The 20408-nt window shown below is 66.8% G+C and carries 21 protein-coding genes; 8 read left to right on the plus strand and 13 right to left on the minus strand.

From position 1 onward, the window contains the following. Nucleotides 1-254: 254 nt before the first annotated feature. Nucleotides 255-1070, minus strand: coding sequence for a tellurite resistance TerB family protein (locus tag ASC46_RS03155; RefSeq protein ID WP_055457799.1), 816 nt, complete (start codon nucleotides 1068-1070; stop codon nucleotides 255-257). A gap of 135 nt (nucleotides 1071-1205) precedes the next feature. Further along, nucleotides 1206-1691, minus strand: coding sequence for an Lrp/AsnC family transcriptional regulator (locus ASC46_RS03160; RefSeq protein ID WP_055457800.1), 486 nt, complete (start codon nucleotides 1689-1691; stop codon nucleotides 1206-1208). 119 nt (nucleotides 1692-1810) lie between these two features. On the opposite strand from ASC46_RS03160, the gene hppD reads away from it, so the two are divergent. Next, the gene (hppD, locus tag ASC46_RS03165) at nucleotides 1811-2938 is read left to right on the plus strand and encodes a 4-hydroxyphenylpyruvate dioxygenase (protein ID WP_055457801.1); all 1128 of its coding nucleotides are present in this window, start codon (nucleotides 1811-1813) and stop codon (nucleotides 2936-2938) included. Between the two features lie 189 nt (nucleotides 2939-3127). On the opposite strand, the gene ASC46_RS03170 is transcribed toward hppD, so the two are convergent. The 4 genes from ASC46_RS03170 to ASC46_RS03185 all read right to left on the minus strand — a co-directional run bounded on the left by ASC46_RS03170 (nucleotide 3128) and on the right by ASC46_RS03185 (nucleotide 8854). After that, a complete protein-coding gene (locus ASC46_RS03170) occupies nucleotides 3128-6271 on the minus strand; it encodes an efflux RND transporter permease subunit (protein WP_055457802.1) in 3144 nt (1047 codons plus the stop codon). 117 nt (nucleotides 6272-6388) lie between these two features. Beyond that, the gene (locus ASC46_RS03175; protein ID WP_055457803.1) at nucleotides 6389-7477 is read right to left on the minus strand and encodes an efflux RND transporter periplasmic adaptor subunit; all 1089 of its coding nucleotides are present in this window, start codon (nucleotides 7475-7477) and stop codon (nucleotides 6389-6391) included. Continuing rightward, nucleotides 7474-8130, minus strand: coding sequence for a TetR/AcrR family transcriptional regulator (locus ASC46_RS03180; protein ID WP_425349084.1), 657 nt, complete (start codon nucleotides 8128-8130; stop codon nucleotides 7474-7476). Before ASC46_RS03180 ends, ASC46_RS03175 begins: the two co-directional genes overlap by 4 nt. A 163-nt stretch (nucleotides 8131-8293) precedes the next feature. Continuing rightward, nucleotides 8294-8854, minus strand: coding sequence for a type 1 glutamine amidotransferase domain-containing protein (locus ASC46_RS03185; RefSeq protein ID WP_055457805.1), 561 nt, complete (start codon nucleotides 8852-8854; stop codon nucleotides 8294-8296). A gap of 194 nt (nucleotides 8855-9048) precedes the next feature. Here ASC46_RS03185 and ASC46_RS03190 point away from each other — a divergent pair, with 194 nt between their 5' ends. Beyond that, complete coding sequence (locus ASC46_RS03190) at nucleotides 9049-9396, plus strand: gamma-glutamylcyclotransferase family protein (protein WP_055457806.1); 348 nt, start codon at nucleotides 9049-9051, stop codon at nucleotides 9394-9396. A 10-nt stretch (nucleotides 9397-9406) separates the two neighbouring features. Here ASC46_RS03190 and ASC46_RS03195 read toward each other — a convergent pair whose 3' ends face one another. After that, nucleotides 9407-11578 (minus strand): TRAP transporter permease, encoded by a 2172-nt coding sequence (locus tag ASC46_RS03195; protein ID WP_055457807.1) that lies wholly within the window; start codon nucleotides 11576-11578, stop codon nucleotides 9407-9409. 135 nt (nucleotides 11579-11713) lie between these two features. Further along, entirely contained in the window at nucleotides 11714-12697 is a 984-nt protein-coding gene (locus ASC46_RS03200) for a TAXI family TRAP transporter solute-binding subunit (protein ID WP_055457808.1), read from the minus strand. A gap of 180 nt (nucleotides 12698-12877) precedes the next feature. Here ASC46_RS03200 and ASC46_RS03205 point away from each other — a divergent pair, with 180 nt between their 5' ends. Beyond that, nucleotides 12878-13780 (plus strand): CHAD domain-containing protein, encoded by a 903-nt coding sequence (locus ASC46_RS03205; RefSeq protein ID WP_055457809.1) that lies wholly within the window; start codon nucleotides 12878-12880, stop codon nucleotides 13778-13780. A 6-nt stretch (nucleotides 13781-13786) separates the two neighbouring features. Here the strand turns inward: ASC46_RS03205 and ASC46_RS03210 are convergent, their stop codons facing one another. Next, nucleotides 13787-14350 carry a sigma-70 family RNA polymerase sigma factor gene (locus tag ASC46_RS03210; RefSeq protein WP_055457810.1) on the minus strand — a complete coding sequence of 188 codons (564 nt, stop codon included), beginning with the start codon at nucleotides 14348-14350 and terminating at the stop codon, nucleotides 13787-13789. Further along, the gene (locus ASC46_RS21930; RefSeq protein WP_141659647.1) at nucleotides 14337-14771 is read right to left on the minus strand and encodes a NepR family anti-sigma factor; all 435 of its coding nucleotides are present in this window, start codon (nucleotides 14769-14771) and stop codon (nucleotides 14337-14339) included. The genes ASC46_RS03210 and ASC46_RS21930 overlap by 14 nt, the downstream gene beginning before the upstream one ends. Before the next feature lie 69 nt (nucleotides 14772-14840). On the opposite strand from ASC46_RS21930, the gene ASC46_RS03215 reads away from it, so the two are divergent. The 3 genes from ASC46_RS03215 to ASC46_RS03225 are packed head-to-tail and all read left to right on the plus strand — an operon-like array spanning nucleotide 14841 to nucleotide 15880. Beyond that, complete coding sequence (locus ASC46_RS03215; protein WP_055457938.1) at nucleotides 14841-15038, plus strand: CsbD family protein; 198 nt, start codon at nucleotides 14841-14843, stop codon at nucleotides 15036-15038. Between the two features lie 36 nt (nucleotides 15039-15074). Further along, nucleotides 15075-15425, plus strand: coding sequence for an ElaB/YgaM/YqjD family protein (locus tag ASC46_RS03220; protein ID WP_055457811.1), 351 nt, complete (start codon nucleotides 15075-15077; stop codon nucleotides 15423-15425). Continuing rightward, nucleotides 15425-15880, plus strand: coding sequence for a hypothetical protein (locus ASC46_RS03225; protein WP_055457812.1), 456 nt, complete (start codon nucleotides 15425-15427; stop codon nucleotides 15878-15880). The genes ASC46_RS03220 and ASC46_RS03225 overlap by 1 nt, the downstream gene beginning before the upstream one ends. Before the next feature lie 54 nt (nucleotides 15881-15934). Here the strand turns inward: ASC46_RS03225 and ASC46_RS03230 are convergent, their stop codons facing one another. Continuing rightward, nucleotides 15935-16747, minus strand: a complete 813-nt coding sequence (locus ASC46_RS03230) for a response regulator (RefSeq protein WP_055457939.1) — start codon at nucleotides 16745-16747, stop codon at nucleotides 15935-15937. Nucleotides 16748-16942: 195 nt separating this feature from the next. On the opposite strand from ASC46_RS03230, the gene ASC46_RS03235 reads away from it, so the two are divergent. Continuing rightward, nucleotides 16943-17221, plus strand: coding sequence for a NepR family anti-sigma factor (locus ASC46_RS03235; RefSeq protein ID WP_169790078.1), 279 nt, complete (start codon nucleotides 16943-16945; stop codon nucleotides 17219-17221). 134 nt (nucleotides 17222-17355) lie between these two features. Next, nucleotides 17356-19101 (plus strand): histidine kinase dimerization/phosphoacceptor domain -containing protein, encoded by a 1746-nt coding sequence (locus ASC46_RS03240; RefSeq protein ID WP_055457813.1) that lies wholly within the window; start codon nucleotides 17356-17358, stop codon nucleotides 19099-19101. Here the strand turns inward: ASC46_RS03240 and ASC46_RS03245 are convergent, their stop codons facing one another. Both ASC46_RS03245 and ASC46_RS03250 read right to left on the minus strand, forming a co-directional pair. Beyond that, nucleotides 19102-19785 carry an MOSC domain-containing protein gene (locus ASC46_RS03245; RefSeq protein ID WP_055457814.1) on the minus strand — a complete coding sequence of 228 codons (684 nt, stop codon included), beginning with the start codon at nucleotides 19783-19785 and terminating at the stop codon, nucleotides 19102-19104. A gap of 87 nt (nucleotides 19786-19872) precedes the next feature. Next, nucleotides 19873-20391, minus strand: a complete 519-nt coding sequence (locus ASC46_RS03250) for a hypothetical protein (RefSeq protein WP_055457815.1) — start codon at nucleotides 20389-20391, stop codon at nucleotides 19873-19875. Nucleotides 20392-20408: the final 17 nt, after the last annotated feature.

Here is a 20408-nt window from a genome sequence, read left to right on the forward strand (position 1 = left end):
TTCGTCATGGCCGGGCTCGTCCCGGCCATCCACGCCTTTCAGCCTTGCGCGAGCACGGACGGCGTGGATGCCCGCGACAAGCGCGGGCATGACGGCCGAGACAGTTACGCAGATGGAACAGGAGGAATGAGGCAGAACCTCTCCGCCCGTCATGGCCGGGCTTGTCCCGGCCATCCACGCCCTTCAATCCCGGGCGAGCGTCACGCCGTCATCCCCTCGACGAGTGCGTCAGCACCCCGTGTTCTGCCCGCGGATTACGCCTTCGCCGCCGTCGCCGCCGCGTCGATATGGGCGATAAGCGCCTTGTCGAGGCCGAGCGCGTCGCCGAGCTGGGTCAGGAACGTCTTTTCCTCGAAGGTGTCCGGCTCGATCGTGAGGCGCGCCGCCGTGTAGATCTCGCTCGCCAGTTCCGGCGTCCGCGCGGCGGCAGCGAGCGTCGTGATCGGGGCGGGATTGGCGAATTCGTTGTCGAGGAACTGCGTCGCCTCGATGTCGAAGCCCGCCTGCTTCAGCCCGCCGATGATGCGGCCGCGCTCGACCGTATCGACGTGCCCGTCCGCAGCCGCCGCGGCGATCATCGCCCTCAGCAGCACGAGCGCCGTGTCCTGCGAGGCGCCCTCGACGCTGAAGGGCGACTGCGACGGCGGCGGCAGCATCTGCACTCCGCCGTTTTGCGCACCGGCCGAGGCGGCCGGCTGCTGCCCGGCCTTCCAGTTGCGGTAGGCGGTATAGGCGAGGCCCCCGATCAGGGCGAGGCCGCCGATCTTCGCGGCCGAGCCGGCGAGCTTGCGGCCGGATTTCGAGCCCATCAGCAGGCCCGCGAGGCCGCCGATGACGGCGCTCGCCGCCATGTTGCCCTGCGGCGTGTTGAGATAGCCCATCGCCTTCTCGGCGATGTTGCCGTCCGCCCCCGGTGCTCCGGGGCGTCCGGCTGCGCCTGCACCGCCCGTGAACTGCCCGAGTACGTCGCCCAGCATGTTACCGAGGCCGGCATCCCCCTGCCTGGCGGTATTGCCGCCGGCAGCCGCCGAACCAACCAGCGCATCGAGAAGCTTCTTGGCGTCGAACATTCCTCTCTCCCTGTTGCGGGCGCTGCTCGCCGCCCTCTCCTTCCGGCAGGTAGGATCGCCCGGCGACGAATGCCAGATGGGTACCGCTTCGAAGGGCGACAAATCCCGCCGGCGGGACAGCCGGCTTCCGCCGCCTCACGTCGGCGGGCCCGGGAGCGGCAGTCCGGCCGCCTCCTTCAGTGTCTCGAGCACGATTTCCGAGCGCACACGGGCGACGCTCGGATCCGGCAACAGGACGTCGTTGATGACGAGCGACAGCTCGCCAAGGTCCGCGACTGCGAGCTTGATGAGATAATCAGCCTCGCCGGTCAGGGCATGGCCCTCGAGCACGCTTGGTGTCCGGCGCACCAGGTCCCGGAAGCGCCGCGCATTGTCGCGCGAATGGGTATTGAGCGTCACGTGGACGAAAACGGTGACGCCGAGGCCGAGCCGGCGCCCGTCGAGATCGACCCGGTAGCCGCGGATGATCCCGGCCTCCTCCAGCTTCTGGCGCCGCCGCGATACCTGCGAGGCCGACAGGCCGACGCGCTCGGCAAGCCCCGCATTGGTCAGCGAGGCATCGCCCTGCAAGGCGTGGAGGAGACGCCAGTCAAACCCGTCGAGCGCGATCGCTTCCTGCATCTATCCTCCATTTCATGCACCAAACTAGCATCATTGCCGGCCTAGATGCCGCCGTTTGCAAGCACCTTGCGCCGATCATGCTTCATTCTGTCTTCCATAACCAGAGAGGAGACAACAGCATGGGACCCTTCCCGCATGACGCCGGACCGGCCGTCATCGATGCTTCCAATCCCATGGGCACCGACGGCTTCGCCTTCGTCGAGTTTGCCCATCCCGAGCCTGAGAGGCTCGCCGATCTCTTCAAGAAGATGGGCTTTGCCCCTGTCGCCCGGCACAAGAGCCGGGCGGTGACGCTATGGCGCCAGGGCGACGTCTGCTATCTCGCCAATGACGAACCGGCAAGCTATGCTGCGGCCTTCAAAGCCGAGCACGGCCCCTGCGCTGTCGGCATGGGCTGGCGCATGGTCGATCCCGCCTTTGCACGCGACCGCGCGCTCTCGCTCAATGCCAAGCCCGTACGCGAGGACCGCGGACCGCTCGCGCTCGATGCACCGGCGATCGAAGGCATCGGCGGCTCGGTCATCTATTTCGTCTCCAACAAGGGCGACGACTGGATGGCCGATTTCGAGCGGTTGCCAAGTTCCGAAAAGAAGCCCGCGGGCGTCGGGCTCTATTACATCGACCATCTCACCCACAACGTGCACCGCGGGCGCATGGACGTGTGGGCGAGCTTCTACGAGAAGCTTTTCAACTTCAAGGAGATTCGCTTCTTCAACATCGAGGGCAAGCTGACCGGCCTCATCAGCCGTGCCATCACCAGCCCATGCGGCAAGATCCGCATCCCGATCAACGAATCCGTCGATGACAAGAGTCAGATCGAGGAATATTTGAAGGATTACAAGGGCGAGGGCATCCAGCACATCGCGTGCGGCTGCCGCGACATCTACGAGAGCGTCGAGCGCCTGAGGGCAAACGGCCTGCCCTTCATGCCCTCACCGCCCGCCACCTATTATGAGAAGGTGGACGCGCGTGTGCCTGGCCACGGCGAGGACGTGGAGCGGCTGAAGAAGGACGGCATCCTCATCGACGGCGAGGGCGCGGTGAAGGTTGGCGCGCGCGGTGGCAGCATGACGCGCGTGCTCCTGCAGATCTTCTCCGGCACAGTGCTCGGGCCGATCTTCTTCGAGTTCATCGAGCGCAAGGGCGACGAAGGCTTCGGCGAGGGCAACTTCCGCGCCCTCTTCGAATCGATCGAGGAAGACCAGATCCGCCGCGGCGTACTGAAGGTGCCGGACGCGGCGGAATAATATCGAAAACCACGCTTCCAGCGTCATGGCCGGGCTTGTCCCGGCCATCCACGCTCTTGAAGCTGCACGACCTCGCAGGCGTGGATGCCCGCGACGAGCGCGGGCATGACGCTGTGACTCAAGACCGTCGACACGAGAGGGGTCCTGTCGGCCATCGCCTTGCCCGATCGGCCCCGCGCTCCGTCTCGGCTATTCCGCCGGCGTCGCACCCGCCGCAGAGCCGCCACCGGCCGGTCCGGCCTTACGCTCGCGCCGGCGGGCGCGGCGCGCGTCGCGCCAGGCGGCGAGATTGGCGATGGCCATGAGGGCGGCCGGCGTGACGATGAGCGTCAGGATCGTTGCAAAGCCGAGGCCGAAGACAATGGCCGTCGACAGGTGCACCCACCACTGCGTCGACGGCGCCCCGACAAAGACGTCGCGCGTCACGAAGTCGATGTTGACCCCGAAGGCGATCGCCGCAACACCGAGCACCGCCGTCACCGCTGTCAGCACCACCGGCCGGGCACGCTCGCGGCAGGTCTCGATGATGGCGTCATAGGCCGTCCAGCCTTCGCGCCTCAACCGGTCGTAGGTGTCGATCAGCACGATGTTGTTGTTCACGATGACGCCTGCATTGGCAATGACGCCGATGCCGGTCATCACCACGCCGAAGGCCTGGCCCATAATCATGAGGCCGACGAGCACCCCGATGGTCGACAGGATGACGGCCGTCAGCACCAGGAGGACGCTGGTGAACTTGTTGAACTGCGCGAGCAGGATGGCGAAGATCAGGAACAACGCCGCGCCGAAGGCCTTCATCAGGAAGGCGCCGGCCTTCTCGCGCTCCTCGTCCTCACCCTTCATCTTGAAGGAGATGCCGTCGCCGAAATTCTCCCTGGCGAGCGCCTCCATCACCGCCTGCTGAACCTGGGCGGTCTGCACTCCCTCGGCGACGTTGGCCGTCACCGTCACGACGCGCTGGGCATTGACGCGATTGATGAGGCCGACCTTCTGGTCCGGCGTGCGCGTGACGAAATTGCCGATCGGGACATAGCCCGAAGGCGTGTTCATCCGGAGGTCGTCGAGCTGGTCGATGCTGCGTCGGTCTTCCGGAAAGCGCACGAGGATGTCGACCGACTTGTCGGTGTTGTCGGGCCGGTATTCCGCGATCTTCACGCCGTTCGTGACAAGCTGCACGGCCGTACCGACGGAGGAGGGATTGGCGCCGTACTTGGCGGCTTCGGCCTTGTCCACGTCGAGCCGCCAGTCGATGCCCGGCAGCGGCAGCCCGTCGTCCACGTCGCGCGTGTCCGGCATGGCACGCAGCATGTCGGCCACCCGCACGGCCGTGGGGAACAGCTTCTCGGGATCGAGAGAGGTGATCTGCAGCGTGATGGGCTTGCCCGTCGGCGGACCGGCTGCGGGCTTCGTCACCTCGATGATAACGCCCGGAATGTCCGCGGTCTTCTGGCGGATCTCCTCCATGATGACGGAAGCCGGCCGCCGCTCGCGCCAATCTACGAATTCGAACTGGATGGTACCGACCGTGTCCTCGGTCACCTCGTCGGAGCCGCGCTGGCCTTCGCCGGCGCGCGCATAGACGGTCTCCAGCTCCTTCATGCCGAGCAGCGTCTCCTCCACCTGCCGCACGAGCCTGTCCTTCTCGGCGATGGAGAGATTGCCCCGCGCGCGCACCTGCACCAGAGCATAGTCCGGCTCCACCTCCGGGAAGAACTCCACGCCGTTGCCGAAGCGCCCATAGGCCTGGATGACGCCGACCAGCAGCAGCACCGCGAGCCCGAGCGTCGCGAGGGGATGTTTCAGGGCAACGCGCACGGTGCGCATGTAGAAGCCCCTTTCCGCCGCACGCTCGTCCTTGATCTCGGTGGCCCGGCCCATGATGGCGCCGAGAGTCGGGGTGAAGAACAGGGCGACCGCAAGCGACGCCGAGAGCGTGGCGATCAGCGTCAGTGGCAGGAATTTCATGAACTCCCCGACGATGCCGGGCCAGAACATCAGCGGCGAGAAGGCGGCGACGCGCGTCGCCGTGGCGGCGATCACCGGCCCGGCCATGCGCTTGGCGGCGAGCGAATAGGCCGCCTTCGCCGGCATCCCTTCGGCCATGCGCCGCTCTGCGAATTCCGAGACGATGATCGCATCGTCGACCAGCATGCCGACGGCGAGGATGAGCGAGAACAGGACGACGATATTGACCGTCAGCCCCGCGAGCTGCAGGCCGAGGATGCCGGCGAGGAACGAAGCCGGAATGGCGATGCCGATGAAGATCGACGCACGGCCGCCGAGCACAAAGAGCATGATGATGACGACGAGCAGCACGGCCGTGATGACACTGTTCTGCAGCTCGTGCAGCATCGTACGGATGTCTTTCGACTTGTCCTGCGTGAACGCCACTTCCACGGTCGACGGCCAGGTCTTCTGCAGATTCGCCATCGTCTGCTTGACGGCATCCACCGTCTCGATGAGGTTGGCGCCGGTGCGCTTGACGATCTCGAGCGTCATGGCCGGCTTGCCGTTGATGCGCGTGATCGATGTCGCATCCTTGAAAGTCGGCCGCACCTCGGCGACGTCGCCGAGCGTGACGACGGCAGATGGCGTCGCCGCCACCGGGAACTTCAGCACATCCTCCGGCCGTTCAATGAGCGAAGGCACCTTCACCGCGAAGCGCCCCGACGCGCTCTCGATGGCGCCCGCAGCAACGAGGCTATTGCCGGCGGAAAACGATTGTACCAGCGCGTCGAGCGAGATGCCGTAGCTCTTCATCAGCATCGGCTCGGCGATGATTTCAACCACTTCGTCCCGCGCGCCGCGCAGGTCGGCCGAGAGCACGCCCGGCAGTTGCTCGATCGCTGTCTCGGCCTGACGTGCGAGCTGCAGCAGTGTCCGCTCCGGCACATTGCCTCCGAGCGCCACCACGAGCACCGGAAAGAGCGAGAGATTGACCTCCTGCACCTTCGGCTCGTCCGCCTCACGCGGCAGGTCGCTCTTGGCGTCGTCTACCTTGGCACGCACGTCGGCGAGCGCCGCATTGGAATCGAAACCCGCCTCGAACTCGACCAGCACGTAGCCGCCGCCCTCGTAGGACGCCGCCCGCATCTCCTTGACGTGCGACACCGACTTGAGCTGCGTCTCGAGCGGCCGCAGGATGAGCCGCTCCGCATCCTGCGGGCTGATGCCGCGCTGGGTGACGCTGACATAGATGATCGGGACCTTGACGTCCGGCTCCGCCTCCTTCGGGATGGACAGATAGGCTGAAAAGCCGGCGATGAGCAGGAACGCCAGCGTCGCAAGCGTCAGCCTGGCGTGGGAGATGGCATAATCGACAGGATTGGCCATGGACCCGGTCCCCGAACGTTACAGGCGGAACGGCCGCTCGCGCCGTCCGGCCATTGAAGATGCATGATGGCCCCGAAACGCCAGCCGGCGGGCCGGATACAGGCAGTCGCGCGGGCCTCAGCCCTTGCTGACCATTGCCGCTGGCGCCTCGACGGGCGCCACGCGCTGGCCTTCCTTGACGAAATCCTGCCCCTGGACAATGACGCGCTGGCCGGTCTGAAGGCCGCCGAGCCACACCTTCTCAAGCCCGTCCTCGATGATCGTGACGGGCACGAAGGCCACCTCATCGCCAGCGCCGACGACGCGCACCCCAAGCCGTCCCTCGGCCGAGAAGGTCAGCGCCGAGCGCGGCACATGCGCGGCCGGCTGGGGCGCGAGCTCCAGCACCACCTCGCAGGTCACGCCGTCGGGCAGCCGCCCATCGGCATTGGCAAGCTCGATGTCGACGCGGTAGGTCCGGGTCTGCTGACTTGCTGCCGCCGAGATGAAGCGCACGCGCCCGGTGGCCTCGACGCCGTTCACCGTCTTGACCTTCGCCGTATCGCCAACTGTGATGCCGCCGAGCTGGCGCTCGGCAATCTCGACCACGGCAAGCATGGGATCGAGGCTGATGATCTCGGCCACCTTGGCGCCGACCTGCAGCGGCTGGCCGGCCTCCACCGGCACCTCGATGACGATGCCGTCGATGGGGGCACGCACCTGGTTCTTGCTCAGCTCCGTCTCGGCCTGGGCAAGCGAGGCCTCGGCCGCACGCAGCTCTGCCTCGAGTTGCGGCTTCTGCAACGGGGCGAGATTGCCCTGCTCGATCAAAGTAAGCCGCGCCCTAAGCTCGACGCGACGCTGCTCGAGCTTGGCCTTGGCTTGCGCCACTAGAGCCTCGCGTGCCTCGTCGGAAATGACGGCGAGGACGTCGCCGGTCTTGACGCGCGCGCCGCGTCGCACGTTGAGCTGATCGATGGTGCCATCGGCGCGGGCCGTCACATTGACGCGCCGGTCCGCCTCGGTCCGGCCGGACAGGACGACGCGCCGCGCATGGTCCTCCACCGTCGCCGGCAGCACCGCGACGCGAAAGAGCGCCGACGCCTGCTTCTCGACCTGCGGTGCAAGCGCCGCGGTCTGCTCGCCGTCGCGGCCGAACACGCCCGATCCGATCCACGCGACGGCGCTGATCAGGATGACGCCGGCAAGAACTCGACTGGCCTTCATGGGGACGCCTCCGCGCCGCAACCGCCTTGTGACAGACAAATGTATCCCTTCAACAAGGCACCAAGGATTGTGAGAACATGACGGACCTCCCGCTCGGCGTCGAAATCCGGCAGGAGAGCCCGGCGTACGAACAGCCCATCGGCAAGCGTTGCGATCAGCACCGCAATGTCACGCGCCTCGCTTTGCGTCGAGACCGAGCCATTTGCCTGCGCCGCGGCGATCAGGTCGGTCAGGCGCGTGATGAGGTCGTGCTCGAACTCCCGCGCCGTTGCGGCCACCTCGTGGTTGCGGGTGGCCTCCGCCCAGATCTCGAGGCACAGAACCGCCCTTTCGCGCGGCTCGTCCTCGAAGTGCTTGCGCCCCAGTTCACGGAAGGCGGCGATGAAATCGTCCCCCGCACCGATGACGGACAGGTCGGAGGCCATCTCCGCCCGGTCCCGCTCCGTCAGGCCCGCGACGATCGCGCCCTTTGAGCGGAAGTACCGGTAGAGATTGCCCGCACTCATGCCTGCCTCGGCGGCAACGTCCTGCATCGTCGTGCGATGAAAGCCGCTGCGGACGAAACACCGCTCGGCCGCATCGAGGATACGCGAGCGCCTGTCAGCGCTGCCCTCGCCCTCGGCCGAACGCTCCCATAGGTCGCTACCCAACACTCACCCGATGAGAATGAACATTCATTCTCCTATGAATCGGGACCGGGCCCCTGTCAAGCTGATGGACGCTTCCGGGATGGTAGCGGCGGCACGTTGTCCGCTCCGAAATGGAAAAAGCGCCCTCTGAGGGGCGCTTTCCCGTGTGCGGTCCGGGTCACGGCGGTCACGCAGCGCGGCGCTCGTGCCGGCCCTCGCGGATCTCCTCCGCGAGCTTGCCGCAGAAGGCGTCGAGGTCGCCGGGATTGCGGCTGGTGACGAGGCCCTGGTCCGTGACCACTTCGCTGTCCTCCCACTTGCCGCCGGCATTGATCACGTCGGTCTTGATGGACTTGTAGGATGTGACGCGACGATCGCGGATGACGCCGGCCTCGATCAGCAGCCACGGCGCATGGCAGATGGCACCGATCACCTTCTTGTCGGTCCAGAAGCTCCTGATGAAGGCGAGCGCCTTCGTTTCGACGCGCAGCAGGTCGGGGTTGATCTGCCCGCCGGGCAGCACCAGCGCGTCGTAGTCCTGCGGCCGGACCTCCTCGAGGGTCTTGTCGACCGGCACCGGGCGGCCCCAGTCGCTCTTGTCCCACCCCTTGATCTCGCCGGCCTTAAGCGAAACCACGTGAACCTCGGCACCCGCCTGGCGCAGCTTGTCGCGCGGCACCTCGAGCTCCGACTGCTCGAAGCCGTTCGTTGCGAGAATTGCGACGCGCTTGCCGGAAATATCCTGCATCTGTCTTCTCCCTTTCGTTGTCGGGGACAGTCTTCGAACGAAGCGCGGCCACCTTCGTTCCGCGGCGAAGGGCGAGATGCGCCGCAGGGACCCGCGCGACGATGTCGCAGCCTGCCGCGGCGACACCCACTGGCCGGCGGGGCGCGAGGCGCTAACGTATCGGCCCCGCGATTTTTCGACTGAAGGGCGACCCGATGAGCGACAGCCGCACCGTTCTCCTGTTCTCCTACGGCACCCTGCAGCAGGAGAACGTGCAGCTCGCCTCCTTCGGTCGGCTGCTCGACGGCAGCGACGATGCCATGCCGGGATACCGGCAATCCTTCGTCGAGATCACCGATCCGGAGGTCGTCCGCACCAGCGGCAGCCGCTTCCACCCCATCGTCGTGCCCACCGGTGACCCGGCCGACCGAGTCCCCGGCAAGGTCTTCGCCATCACCGAGGCCGAGCTGGCGGCCGCCGACGCCTACGAGGTGGCGGACTACCGGCGCATCCTCGTGCGCCTCGCCTCCGGCCGCGAGGCCTGGGTCTACGTCAAGGCCTGACCTGCCGGCCTCAGCCGAGGCCGGGCGCCGCCGCGCGCCGCATGGCAAGGATCTGGCGCAGGACGACCGGGCTCGCGAGGGCGACGCCGGCGAGCGAGCTCGTCAGCCCCGGCGCCACGGTGGGCAGCGCCGCGATGCCGATGAGCCACCGCTCCCAGCCGGCGAGCGGGGCAAGGCCATAGCCGGCGAAGGCCGCTGAGAGCAGCGTGATGCCGATGAGGCAGCCCGCCGTCGTCGTCAGGAAGTCCGGCCAGTTGAAGCCCTGTGTAACGATGAGCATAGCCGGGCCATAGACAAAGACGAAGGGCACCAGCACCTTGCCGAGTGCGAGCCGAAAGGCCGTGTTGCCCGTGCGGAACGGGTCGGCGCCCGCCATGCTGGCGCCAGCATAGGCCGCAAGGGCAACGGGCGGCGTCACATCCGCCAGTACCCCGTAGTAGAAGACGAAGAAGTGGGCCACCACGGGTTCGATGCCGAAGAGCGCGAGCGTCGGTGCCGCCACCGTCACCATGATGATGTAGTTGGCCGTCGTCGGCACGCCGCAGCCGAGCAGGATGCAGACGATGGCGGTCAGCACGAGGGTGAAGAAGAGCGTGAGCCCCTTGTCGCTCAGGAGTTCGCCTGGTACGACCGAGAGTACCCCTTGGCCTATCTGCGCCGCAAGGCTCGTGACGATGTAAGAGATCTTGAAGCCGACACCCGTCAGCGTGACGATGCCGATGATGATGCCGACGGTCGCGGCAGCGGCTCCCACCGATATGGCATATTTGGCGCCCACCACGAAGCCGTCGGCGACGTCGATGACGAGCGCCTTGTGCCGATCGTCGCGCAGCCAGCCAGCGACGCCGAGTCCGATGGCGAAGAGCACCATCGGCACCGAGAACCAGAGCTGCGTGACGACGCCGAAGGCCACCGCCATCGCGAGCGCCACGAAATAGCCGACGGTGATCGCCGGCACGCGCGCGAGGCCGACGATCATGCAGGCGGTGATGCCCCAGAACGCGGCGAGATAGGGTGTATAGCCCGAGAAGAGGATCGTGAGCAGCGCGGCGAGCGGCATCAGCGTCTGCCAACCCTCGCGCAGCACCTTGAGCGGATTCGGCAGTTCGGCCGCGGTCAGGCCGCGCAGGCCGGCCTTCTTCGCCTCGAAATGCACCTGCGCGAAGACGCCGTAGAAATGCATGAAGGCAGGCACGGCGGCGGCGAGGATGACGCTGGTATAGGCGATGCCGAGGAACTCGACCATGAGGAAGGCCGCAGCCCCCATGATCGGCGGCGTGATCTGCCCGCCGGTCGACGCAGTCGATTCCACCGCCGCCGCGAAGTGGCGCGGATAGCCGAGCCGGATCATGGCCGGAATGGTGAGCGAGCCCACCGTCACCGTGTTGGCGATAGACGAGCCGGAGATCATGCCGAAGAGCGCCGATCCGAAGATCGAGATCTTCGCCGGCCCGCCGGCAAAGCGCCCGGCGACGCAGGAGGCGAGATCGATGAACAGCTTGCCGAGGCCGATGCGCGTCGCCAGCACCCCGAACAGGACGTAGTGGAAGACATAGGTCGCCACGACGCCGAGCGGGATGCCGTAGATGCCTTGGCTCGTCAGGTAGAGGTGGTTGACGATGTTGGACCAGGAGGCACCCGGATGCTGGAAGATGCCCGGCATGGAGGGGCCGAAATAGGCATAGACCATGAGGCCCGTCGCGATGATCGGCAGGGGCCAGCCAACGCCACGCCGGGTCGCCTCGATCAGCGTGACGATCATCAGCGTGCCCATGAGGACGTCGGTCGGCGTCGGGTTGCCGACTCGGAAGGCGAGTTCGCTGAAGATCCACGGCACGTAGAGGCTGGCAGCGACGGCGGCGACGGCCAGGATCCAGTCGAGAAGCGGGATGCCGCCGGGACGCCACCAGCGCGAGGGCGCGAGCCTGTCCTGGTCGACCTTGCGGGCGGCAAAGACGAGAAAGATGAGGCCGACGACGAAGGCCATGTGGATGCCGCGATGCGTCGTCTCGCGCAGGAGGCCGAAGCCGGCCGTGTAGTAATGGAATGACGACAGCGCGAAGAGCAGCCCCGCGACCAGCCACGCCACGCCCGGCTGGAGCGGGCGGAAGCGCATCTCCGGATCGAACTTCTCCTCGAGCGACCGGCTCTCGGTCACCGTGTGAAGATTTGCATTGGTCATTGTCAGGGACACGGCAATGGGCAGTCGGCAGTCGTCGGGGCTGTCTGCCCCAAAAGGCTTGGCAGCAGGCAATCGCGCCTCGGCGGCCGGGATCCCGACTGCCGACGGCCGATTGCCTACTGCCTCTCCAGGCTCTTACTTCAAGAGGCCGGCTTCCTTGTAGAACTTCTCGGCGCCCGGATGGACCGGGATGCCCGCGCCGGCGAGCGCCGTCTCCTTGCGGATGAGCTTGCCCTTCGCGTGGCCGGCGTCGAGCGCCTGGCGGGTCTTGTCACTCCACAGCGCCTTGACGATCTCGTAGACGACATCATCCGGCACCTTCGAGGAGGTCACCCACTGGGCGCCGACGGCGAGCGTCTTGACGGCACCGACGCCCTTGTAGGTGTCGGCCGGAATCTCGTCGGCCGCGAAGAACTTGTATTCGTTCATGATCTTGGCCGCGCCTTCGCCGTCGATCGGCACGATGTCGATGCCGGTGGAACTGGTCGCCGCGAGTTCCGCGATGGCGCTCGTCGGATAGCCGCCGACGAAGAAAAAAGCGTCCATGCCGCCGTCGCGCATCTTCTCGGCCGCCTGGTTCGGCTTCAGATAGTCCGCCGCCACGTCCTTCTCGGTCAGGCCCCAGCCGCCGAGGATGATCTTGGCATCGACGAGGGTGCCCGAGCCAGGCTCGTCAAGCGACACGCGCTTGCCTTTGAGGTCGGCGACCGACTTGATGTTGGCGGCCTTGGAGACGACGAGGTGGATGCTCTCCGGATAGAGGTTGGCGATGAGCCGCAGCACGTCGACCTTGCCCTTGCCCTCGAACAGGCCCGTGCCCGTATAGGCCCAGTAGGCGACGTCCGCCTGGCTGAAGCCGGATTCGATGGCGCCGGAGGCGATGCCGTTGACATTGGCGACGGAGCCGTTGGCCGCCTGCGCCGTCACGATGAGATTGGGCGGATTGGAGACCGCGTTGGCGATGAGGCCGCCAACGGGATAGTAGGTGCCCGCCGTGCCGCCCGTGCCGATGCGGAAGAAGGCCGGCCCCTGCGCGAAGGCTGCGCGCCCCATGAGCGCAGCCGCGCCGAGCCCCAGACCGAGCCGCGCGACATCGCGGCGCGAGAACAGTTTCTGCATGATCGATTGCCTTCCGAGATGCGGGCACACGCCCGCGGCCGCCGATGACGGCGCTTTCACGAGCTTAGATCAGGAAGCTGCGGATTTGAAAGCTGCCCCGCGACGTGCTCCACGATCCTATTCGCCGCCCGGGCGCACCTTGCCGTTGACAGCAGGCTTGATGATGCCGCGAATAACGCCATGGATGCACGTCCGCCGACCATCGCGGAACACGCGCTCGACCCCTCTTTGCCCGCCGACGAGGCCTTGCGACAGCTCGCGCGTGCCCTCCTCGCCGACATGTCCCGCGCGCTCGACACATTCGACACGATGCCGGCGCCGGCCGCCCATGAGACGCGGAAAGGCATCAAGGCACTGAGAGCGCTTTTGCGCCTCGCCGACCCGGCATGCGGGCAACTCGGCGATATCGACACGCAGCTGCGCGACAGCGCAGCACTGCTCGCGGGCGCACGTGAGGCGCGCGTCCTTGCCGGAACCCTCGGCGACCTGGTACCCCGCGCCAGAGGCACGGCCGCTGCCCTGCTGGCCCGACTGTGCCGGTGGGCCGACGAATATGCCACCATCGCCGAAGCCGAGGCCCTCGGCCACCGGCGCGCGGCACAGGTGGCCGAGATCTTGCTCCGACTGGCCGCGGGCGTCGACAATTGGCCGCTGCCGGACGCGTGGCCGCACCTCATCAAGGGCGCGAAGCGCACCGTGCGCCGCGCGCGGCAGCGCCTCGCGAAGGGCCTCGCCAGCGGCGACGCGGAGGAACTGCATGCCGCGCGGCGCTGGGTCGTGCGCCATCGCTACCATCTCGGTTTTCTCGCGGCCGCGGGCCGGCTCACCGAGACGCGGCGCAAGCGCATGCAGGACCTGCGCGATCTCCTCGGTCGCCACCACGACCTCCATGACGCCCGCCAGACCATCGCGCGCGCCCGCCTCGTCGATGGGGCGGAATTCGCCGCCATCGACTCCCTCGTCTGCAGCGAGCAGCGGCGGCTGGAGAAGAAGATCGCCCGTGCCGCGGACAGGCTGTTCGACGGCGACAGCCGACGCCTCGCCAGGGCCTTGAAGGCCACCTTCGGCAAAAAGGCCGGCTGAGCGCGCTCAGCCGGCGCGTGCCGCGGGAGCCGGCTGCTCCAGGACCGCCTGCCATTCGGGATCGGCGCTGAAATCGGCGCCGTTCTCGACGGAGAGCATCTGGGCAAGGCGCGTGCGCGCCCGGTTGATGCGGCTCTTGATGGTACCGAGCGCGCAGCCGCAGATCTCCGCCGCTTCCTCGTAGGACATGCCCGCGGCCCCTACGAGCACGAGCGCCTCGCGTTGGTCGGCAGGCAGGGTCATCAGGGCAGTACGGAAGTCACACATGTTCATGTGGTCGAGCTGCGAGGGCGGCATGGCCTGTGCTGCGGCGGCACGGCCGTCGACATCCTCGACCTCGCGGCTGCGCTTGCGATATTCTGAATAGAAGGCGTTGCGCAGGATCGTATAGAGCCAGGCGACCATGTTGGTACCCTCAGTGAAGGAACCCAAATTGGCCCAGGCACGGATGAGCGCTTCCTGAACGAGATCATCTGCACGATCCGGATTGCCGGCGAGCGACATAGCGAAAGCTCGCAGGCTCGGGATGGCCTTCAGCAGATCCTGCTTGGTCTTCTCAGTCGGCTGCATCGGCTGCCCCCTGCTGACGATCGAGCTCTTCGAGGAGTTGACGGAAGCGATCCGGCACCGGCTCGTCGAGAACATCGTCGTACATGGCTCTGAGGCACCGCGTCAGGTGCTCCGGCAGCGGCGCAGCCAGTTGCACGGCCGGGAACGGCGCAATAGCTGCACCGTTCTTTTCGCCGACCATGAGGGATCCGTCATCCGTCTCGCGCATCCGAACGGCTGGCCCGCCGCCGACGGCAGCATCACGGCGTCGGTTGCGGCCGTCTCCGGCTCTTCCGTCGCTCGTCATGGACATAACAAGGTCTCCATAAACGCTGTCACGATCATCATACAGTCCTGTGCTTCTCCATCCACCAACGTGGCTCCGGACGAGAAGTTCCGACCGATCGGCGACGATGTGCGGACGGAACCATCGCTGCTGCATGGACGTTCTTTCCAGGCAAAGCCGGTACGGCAATGCGACCTTTCAGAATTCCTTGCAATGGAGATGGAGATGAACTGGGATCAGATCGAAGGTAACTGGAAAAAGTTCAAAGGCATGGCTCAGCAGCAGTGGGGCAAGCTCACCGATGACGACCTCGACGTCATCGAGGGCAAGCGGACGGAACTCGTCGGCCGCCTCCAGGAGCGCTACGGTTATGCCAAGGAACAGGCCGAGCGCGAGGTCGAGACCTGGCTGAACCGGCACTGAGACGCCGTCGCGCATGTCAAAAGCGAGGAGGAGAGGATGGCCACCAAGACCGATGACGGGTCCGCCGAGGCGAGTGAGTTGCGACGGGAGATCGATGCCCTCAAAGGCGACATCGGCCGTCTGACCGAGGCGATCTCCAATCTCCTTCAGCGCGAACTTGAGGAAACCGGCGAGCGCGTGCGCACGGCAGCCGGCGAGACGATGGACCGCTTCACGGCGACGGCCGAGGACCTCGCCCGGGCCACGCGCGATGCGGCCGCCGACGCCGAGCGACGGGTGCGGTCCGTCGGCTCTGAGATCGAGCGCAGCATCGAGCGCAATCCGCTCACGGCGGTGCTGATCGCCGGCGGCATCGGTCTCATCCTCGGCATGATGAGCCGGCGGTGATGGGTGGGGTGCTCTCGCTCGTCACCGGCGCGGTCCGCCAGCAGGTGCAGAAGGGTGCGGCACGCATCGTGCGCGGCATCGTTCTGGGCCTGCTGGCCGCCATCTCACTCGGCATCGGACTCGTCTTCGCCGCGATCGCCGCACATCGGTGGCTTGAACAGCTCTATGGGCCCATCGCCGCTCCGCTGATCATCGCCGGGGCCTTCGTTCTCGCGGCCACGATCCTTCTCCTGGTGATGCGTGCCGGCCGCGCTCGGCCGCGCGCTATCGCAGCCGGAACGGCCGCGACGACGGGCTTGCCGCGGCACGAGGCGCTCGAAGCCTCCGCCCTGGCGGCGGGGCGCGAACTCGCCCGATCACTCGACGGCAAGCAGCTGATACTCATCGCGCTGATCGCTGGCTTCGTCTCTGGGCGCCTGCTGGAACCTCCCGGACGATCGGCTCAGAAGAAATAGCCGTTAGGAAGGCCCCCTGCCGCGCCCCTCAGCGGAGGCGCGGCAGCGGCACGATCAGCTCGCCGCTGCGACCGGCCCTGCCTGATGCGAGCGCCGCTCGAAGAACAGCGCCTGACTGATGACCGCCTTCACGGCATCGGGGCTGAAAGGCTTTGTGACGAGGAAGGTCGGCTCGGGCCGCGCGCCGGTCAGCAGTCGCTCCGGATAGGCCGTGATGAAGATCACCGGCATTTCGGCCTCGGCCAGGATGTCGTTGACCGCATCGAGGCCGGACGAACCGTCGGCAAGCTGGATATCGGCGAGCACCAGGCCCGGCCGATGCCGCTTCACGGCTTCGAGGGCCTCGCTATGCGTCCGCGCCACGTCGATGACCCGATGGCCGAGGCTTTCGACCAGCGTCTCGAGATCCATGGCGATGATGGGCTCATCCTCAATGATGAGAATGTCGGTCGCAAGCTGTTCCGAGAGTTCCTTGCCAGCCTCGGCGAGAAGCGCAGCCGCCTCGTCCTCACTGCAATTGAGGGCCTGGGCTACATGCGCAGTCGGGAACCCCTCCACCGCCGCGAGGAGAAAGGCGACCCGCGGGCGCGGAGTCAACTGCTCAAGGCGCGTGAAGCCTTCATCCTGCGCCTCCGTACCGGTGGCGGCAGGCGCCTTGTCAGGCTGGGCAGACTGCCAAACGGTGAGGAAAACGCGATAGAGCGCGACACGCAGGTCGATCTGCCGGTCGAGCGCCGCCGGATCGGCCAGAATCGCCTCCAATGTCGCGACGGCATAGGCATCGCCTCCGCTCTGGCTGCCCGCGAGCACACGCGCGAAACGGCGCAGGTAGGGTAGATGGGGAGCAATCGCTTGAGCGAGGGACATGAACAACCTCTGTTTCGTTGTCGTCGTCTGCACACCGCCATCGCGGTGGGGGCCGCCCCGCCACTGGCGCGGCGACAGCACCATCATGACCAAACGGAGTCCATTCAAAAAAGTTCCGTTGGGTCAGGAACAATTTAAAACTCCGCCCATTATCGATGGAGAGGCGGAAGTCGCAGACGGAACACGAGCAGGCATATGGGCGAAGACAAGGCCGCAAGCGGTGGGCGCTCCCAACGGCAGCAGGAACCGGCGTCGAGCGCGCCTCCAATTGGGGGCAGGGCCCCCCGCAGTCGTCCGGCCCTCGACAAGGATGTCCAGGTTCAGATCGGCCAGCAGTTGCGTGCCGTCTACGACGATGTCTTGAGGCAGGAGGTGCCTGATCGCTTCATGAAGCTGCTGGCGGAACTCGACGCCAGAACGGGCGCCCCCCTCCCACGTGCGGACGAACCGGACGAGGGCGAGGAAAAGCAATGAGGATCGATCGATTTGCTGGCGGTTTCCCTGATGATGGAAGCGTGTTGGCATGAACGGTCGCCGTCCGTGCCCTTAGGATCGCGCATGCGCCCAGTGCACCGGTCGCGCTCCATGGGTCAGTGGACCGGCGAGCCATGACGATCCTTCGCAATGCCGGCACCGGCAGTCCCAACGAGGACCGCAAGGTCCAGGCGATAGAAGGCGTCAACAGTCTCAGCCGCAGCCTGCGCGGCCGCCTCGTGGCGGCACTCGCGCTCGTGCTTCTTCCGGCCGCGCTGATCGCTCTCGGCTGGACGGTGGCACAGAACCGCCAGCTGCGGCAGGAGCGGATCGATGCCGCCACCCAGGCCAACGCCTATGTCGCAGCACAGATCGACGAGGTGCTGCGGGAGGCACAGCTTGCAGCGGCAGAGCTCGAATCGCAGCTCGCAAAGACCGGCGCTGCAGCCGACAGTTGCAGCGCCGCCGCCGCCCCGGTCCTCGGCTCCTACCCGGAGCTGACGGCGGTTGCCGTCTTTACTGGTGACACATTGCGCTGCGCCTACGGCTTCGATCGTGATGCCCTCGTTGCCCGCGCCGGCACGACGACCCGGGAGCGACTGTCCACCCAACTCGCGCAAGGGCTCACCGCCGTTCTCGACAGCCCGGTCAGCGGCGGCCCGGTGCTGCTGGCAAGTGCAATCACCGCCAGAAGCAACCGCGATACGGTCGCGATCTTCTCCGTGTCGCACGTCATCTTCGAGATTGCTCTGCGGTCGGCGCGGGTGTCACAGGAGCACGGCTCGATCGTCCTTTCACCGTCGGACCGCCTCGTCGCCGAGTACCGGACCGAGAATATCCCGGCCGATTGGCTACCGCGTGGGGGGATCTCCGCCCAGCAGTTCGGCAGCGGATCGCATGCCTTCATGGACGAGAGTCGCGGCGGCGATGGCTATCGCTATTTCGCAACCCGCTCGTCGCGGACGGGAGTGACGGTCCTCACCGGGTATCCGTCGGCAGCCTTCTTCAGCAACGAGCAGCGCCAGCTGTGGGGCGCCATCATGCCGCCCGTCATCATGCTGTTGGGCGCGACGATAGGCATCGTCTTCGCCGTCGACCGGCTGGTGTTGCGCTGGCTGCACTACCTCAAGCGCCTGACGCGGGTCTACGGCAGCGGCCGCTTCTCCGTCCGGGCCGTGCGGCTCGTGCACGCGCCGAGCGAGCTCGCCGAGCTCGGCGAGGCCTTCGACAACATGGCCGAGAACATCGCCCAGCATGCCGAGGCGCTGGAGACGGTAGCCGAGGAGAAGTCGCAGCTGTTGCGCGAGCTTCATCACCGGGTCAAGAACAACTTCCAGGTCATCGTCAGCCTGCTCAGCCTGCACAAGCAGGCGCTGCCCGCGGAGCGGCGCGACGACATCCGGTTCATCGAGGATCACGTGCAGGCCATGGCCGTCGCCTATCGCGTCTGCTACGCGCTCGGTGACATCACCGACGCCCCGCTCACCGAGCTGCTGGAGGACGTGGTGGACGGCCTGCGCCGCTCCGCGGCGCTGCCTGCCGAGCAGGTGAGAATCGAGGTTGCCGCCCGCGACGTCACGGTTGATCTCGACCGTGCCATCGGCATCGGCCTCTATCTCGCAGCACTGCTGCCGGCCTATCTGGACGAGGCGCAGCGCGCCCACAGGGCCGTCGAACTCACGGCGGTGCGTCGGGAGAGCGGGCTCGTGCTGAGCTGCCGCTTCGCCGACGACGAGGCGGTCGGCTCGCTCAATCCGCTGCGCGAGCGCCTGACACGCGCTTATGTGCGCCAACTCGCCGCGCGGCCCCTCGACACCACCTGCGCCAGCGAGCGCAGCATCGAACTCGCCATGCCAGCGCCGGGGCCGGCCCCCGCTTGATCAGCCCTCGCCAAGCCGCCGCGACCAGTCCTCCACGATCCCGCGCTCCAGCCGCCGCACCGCCAGTGCCTTCCACGAGGCCGGCAGATGCGGCAGACGGGCGAGTTCCGCCAGAGCCTCGCGGTCGAGCATGTCGACATAGAGGACGTGGAGCACGCGCGACACCGGCCATTGCGGCTGCGGCCGCTCGAGGAGGACCATCCGGTCGCCCGACGCGACCATCCCCGGCTCCAGCACCCGGTAGTACCACCCGGTGCGGCCGCTCTCCTGCACGCGCCGCGCCATGTCCTTGCGGCCGAAGCGGTGGTTCAGCTTCCAGCAGGGTTGCCGCGCCTGCGAGACCTGGACGAGCGCCGTGCCGGCCCGGAAGATGTCATCGATGCATACATGCGCTTCGGCGAGTCCCCGCGTGCGGAAGTTCTCGCCGAAGGCCGCCCGGTCGGGCAGGAACGACGACATATCGATGCCCTCTTTCGCCCAGGCTTCATAGTGTTCGGCCGGATAATGGTGCACCGCCTTGTCCGGCCCGCCGTGGTTCTTGCGGTCGCCTTGCTCGTCGCCGGTGAGCCCTTCCGCGAGGATCTCGACCGGCGCCTCGAGGCGCCGCTTGTCGATGGCGCTCAGAATGCCCTCGCGCGCATAGGGTACCGCCTTGCCGGCAAAGACAGCTTCAATCGTAACCATGGGCCCGGTGTCTCCTCGTTGGTCGACGTTCTAGCGGCACGCCGGCGAGGCCGGCATGCGCCACGGCGTCGCCGCCTGACCCGGGCGCTATTCGTCGCCGAACAACTCGGCGCAGCGCGAGAAGGAGAAGCCAGCCCCATCCGTATCCCGGTTGATGCGCACCGAGGTGATGACGCCCTGTGCATCGGTCGCGATCTGCGCTTCGCAGAATAGGTCGACGCGCCGCGCCGACTCGACGATGACGGCAGTCGGCATCATGGCACCGAAGGATGTCGACGTGGTCTTTGTGCGCGTGACGGTGGTGCCCGGCGCCGGATTGGACACGGTTGTAACCGTGCGCTCGGAACGGTTGAGCGGCTGCGAAGGCCCTTGCGTCTGCACTCGCGCCGGCTGCACGTAGCTCGTCTCGCCGCCGCGCCAGGTGTAGATGGCCCCGCCGCCGTCAAGCTCGTAGCGCGACAGCGGCGGGCCGTTTTCCACGAAGAAGGCGTCAGCGGTCTGGCCGATCCACTTGCCTCGCAGTGCCTTGCTGGTCTCTTCCGTCGTCTTGCATCCGGCGACCACGACGCTTGCCGCGAGCGTCAGCGCGATTGCTGCCCACTTCATCCCCGCCCCCCGAGTTC

Source organism: Chelatococcus sambhunathii, assembly GCF_001418005.1.
In the GTDB taxonomy this organism is placed as follows: Bacteria; Pseudomonadota; Alphaproteobacteria; order Rhizobiales; family Beijerinckiaceae; genus Chelatococcus_A; species Chelatococcus_A sambhunathii.

What these genes read in the sequence shown, in the direction of transcription:
- ASC46_RS03155 (WP_055457799.1), bottom strand. Translation starts at nt 1,070, where the DNA reads ATGTTCGACGCCAAGAAGCTTCTCGATGCGCTGGTTGGTTCGGCGGCT.
- ASC46_RS03160 (WP_055457800.1), bottom strand. Translation starts at nt 1,691, where the DNA reads ATGCAGGAAGCGATCGCGCTCGACGGGTTTGACTGGCGTCTCCTCCAC.
- hppD (WP_055457801.1), top strand. Translation starts at nt 1,811, where the DNA reads ATGGGACCCTTCCCGCATGACGCCGGACCGGCCGTCATCGATGCTTCC.
- ASC46_RS03170 (WP_055457802.1), bottom strand. Translation starts at nt 6,271, where the DNA reads ATGGCCAATCCTGTCGATTATGCCATCTCCCACGCCAGGCTGACGCTT.
- ASC46_RS03175 (WP_055457803.1), bottom strand. Translation starts at nt 7,477, where the DNA reads ATGAAGGCCAGTCGAGTTCTTGCCGGCGTCATCCTGATCAGCGCCGTC.
- ASC46_RS03185 (WP_055457805.1), bottom strand. Translation starts at nt 8,854, where the DNA reads ATGCAGGATATTTCCGGCAAGCGCGTCGCAATTCTCGCAACGAACGGC.
- ASC46_RS03190 (WP_055457806.1), top strand. Translation starts at nt 9,049, where the DNA reads ATGAGCGACAGCCGCACCGTTCTCCTGTTCTCCTACGGCACCCTGCAG.
- ASC46_RS03195 (WP_055457807.1), bottom strand. Translation starts at nt 11,578, where the DNA reads ATGACCAATGCAAATCTTCACACGGTGACCGAGAGCCGGTCGCTCGAG.
- ASC46_RS03200 (WP_055457808.1), bottom strand. Translation starts at nt 12,697, where the DNA reads ATGCAGAAACTGTTCTCGCGCCGCGATGTCGCGCGGCTCGGTCTGGGG.
- ASC46_RS03205 (WP_055457809.1), top strand. Translation starts at nt 12,878, where the DNA reads ATGGATGCACGTCCGCCGACCATCGCGGAACACGCGCTCGACCCCTCT.
- ASC46_RS03210 (WP_055457810.1), bottom strand. Translation starts at nt 14,350, where the DNA reads ATGCAGCCGACTGAGAAGACCAAGCAGGATCTGCTGAAGGCCATCCCG.
- ASC46_RS21930 (WP_141659647.1), bottom strand. Translation starts at nt 14,771, where the DNA reads ATGCAGCAGCGATGGTTCCGTCCGCACATCGTCGCCGATCGGTCGGAA.
- ASC46_RS03215 (WP_055457938.1), top strand. Translation starts at nt 14,841, where the DNA reads ATGAACTGGGATCAGATCGAAGGTAACTGGAAAAAGTTCAAAGGCATG.
- ASC46_RS03220 (WP_055457811.1), top strand. Translation starts at nt 15,075, where the DNA reads ATGGCCACCAAGACCGATGACGGGTCCGCCGAGGCGAGTGAGTTGCGA.
- ASC46_RS03225 (WP_055457812.1), top strand. Translation starts at nt 15,425, where the DNA reads ATGGGTGGGGTGCTCTCGCTCGTCACCGGCGCGGTCCGCCAGCAGGTG.
- ASC46_RS03230 (WP_055457939.1), bottom strand. Translation starts at nt 16,747, where the DNA reads ATGTCCCTCGCTCAAGCGATTGCTCCCCATCTACCCTACCTGCGCCGT.
- ASC46_RS03235 (WP_169790078.1), top strand. Translation starts at nt 16,943, where the DNA reads ATGGGCGAAGACAAGGCCGCAAGCGGTGGGCGCTCCCAACGGCAGCAG.
- ASC46_RS03240 (WP_055457813.1), top strand. Translation starts at nt 17,356, where the DNA reads ATGACGATCCTTCGCAATGCCGGCACCGGCAGTCCCAACGAGGACCGC.
- ASC46_RS03245 (WP_055457814.1), bottom strand. Translation starts at nt 19,785, where the DNA reads ATGGTTACGATTGAAGCTGTCTTTGCCGGCAAGGCGGTACCCTATGCG.
- ASC46_RS03250 (WP_055457815.1), bottom strand. Translation starts at nt 20,391, where the DNA reads ATGAAGTGGGCAGCAATCGCGCTGACGCTCGCGGCAAGCGTCGTGGTC.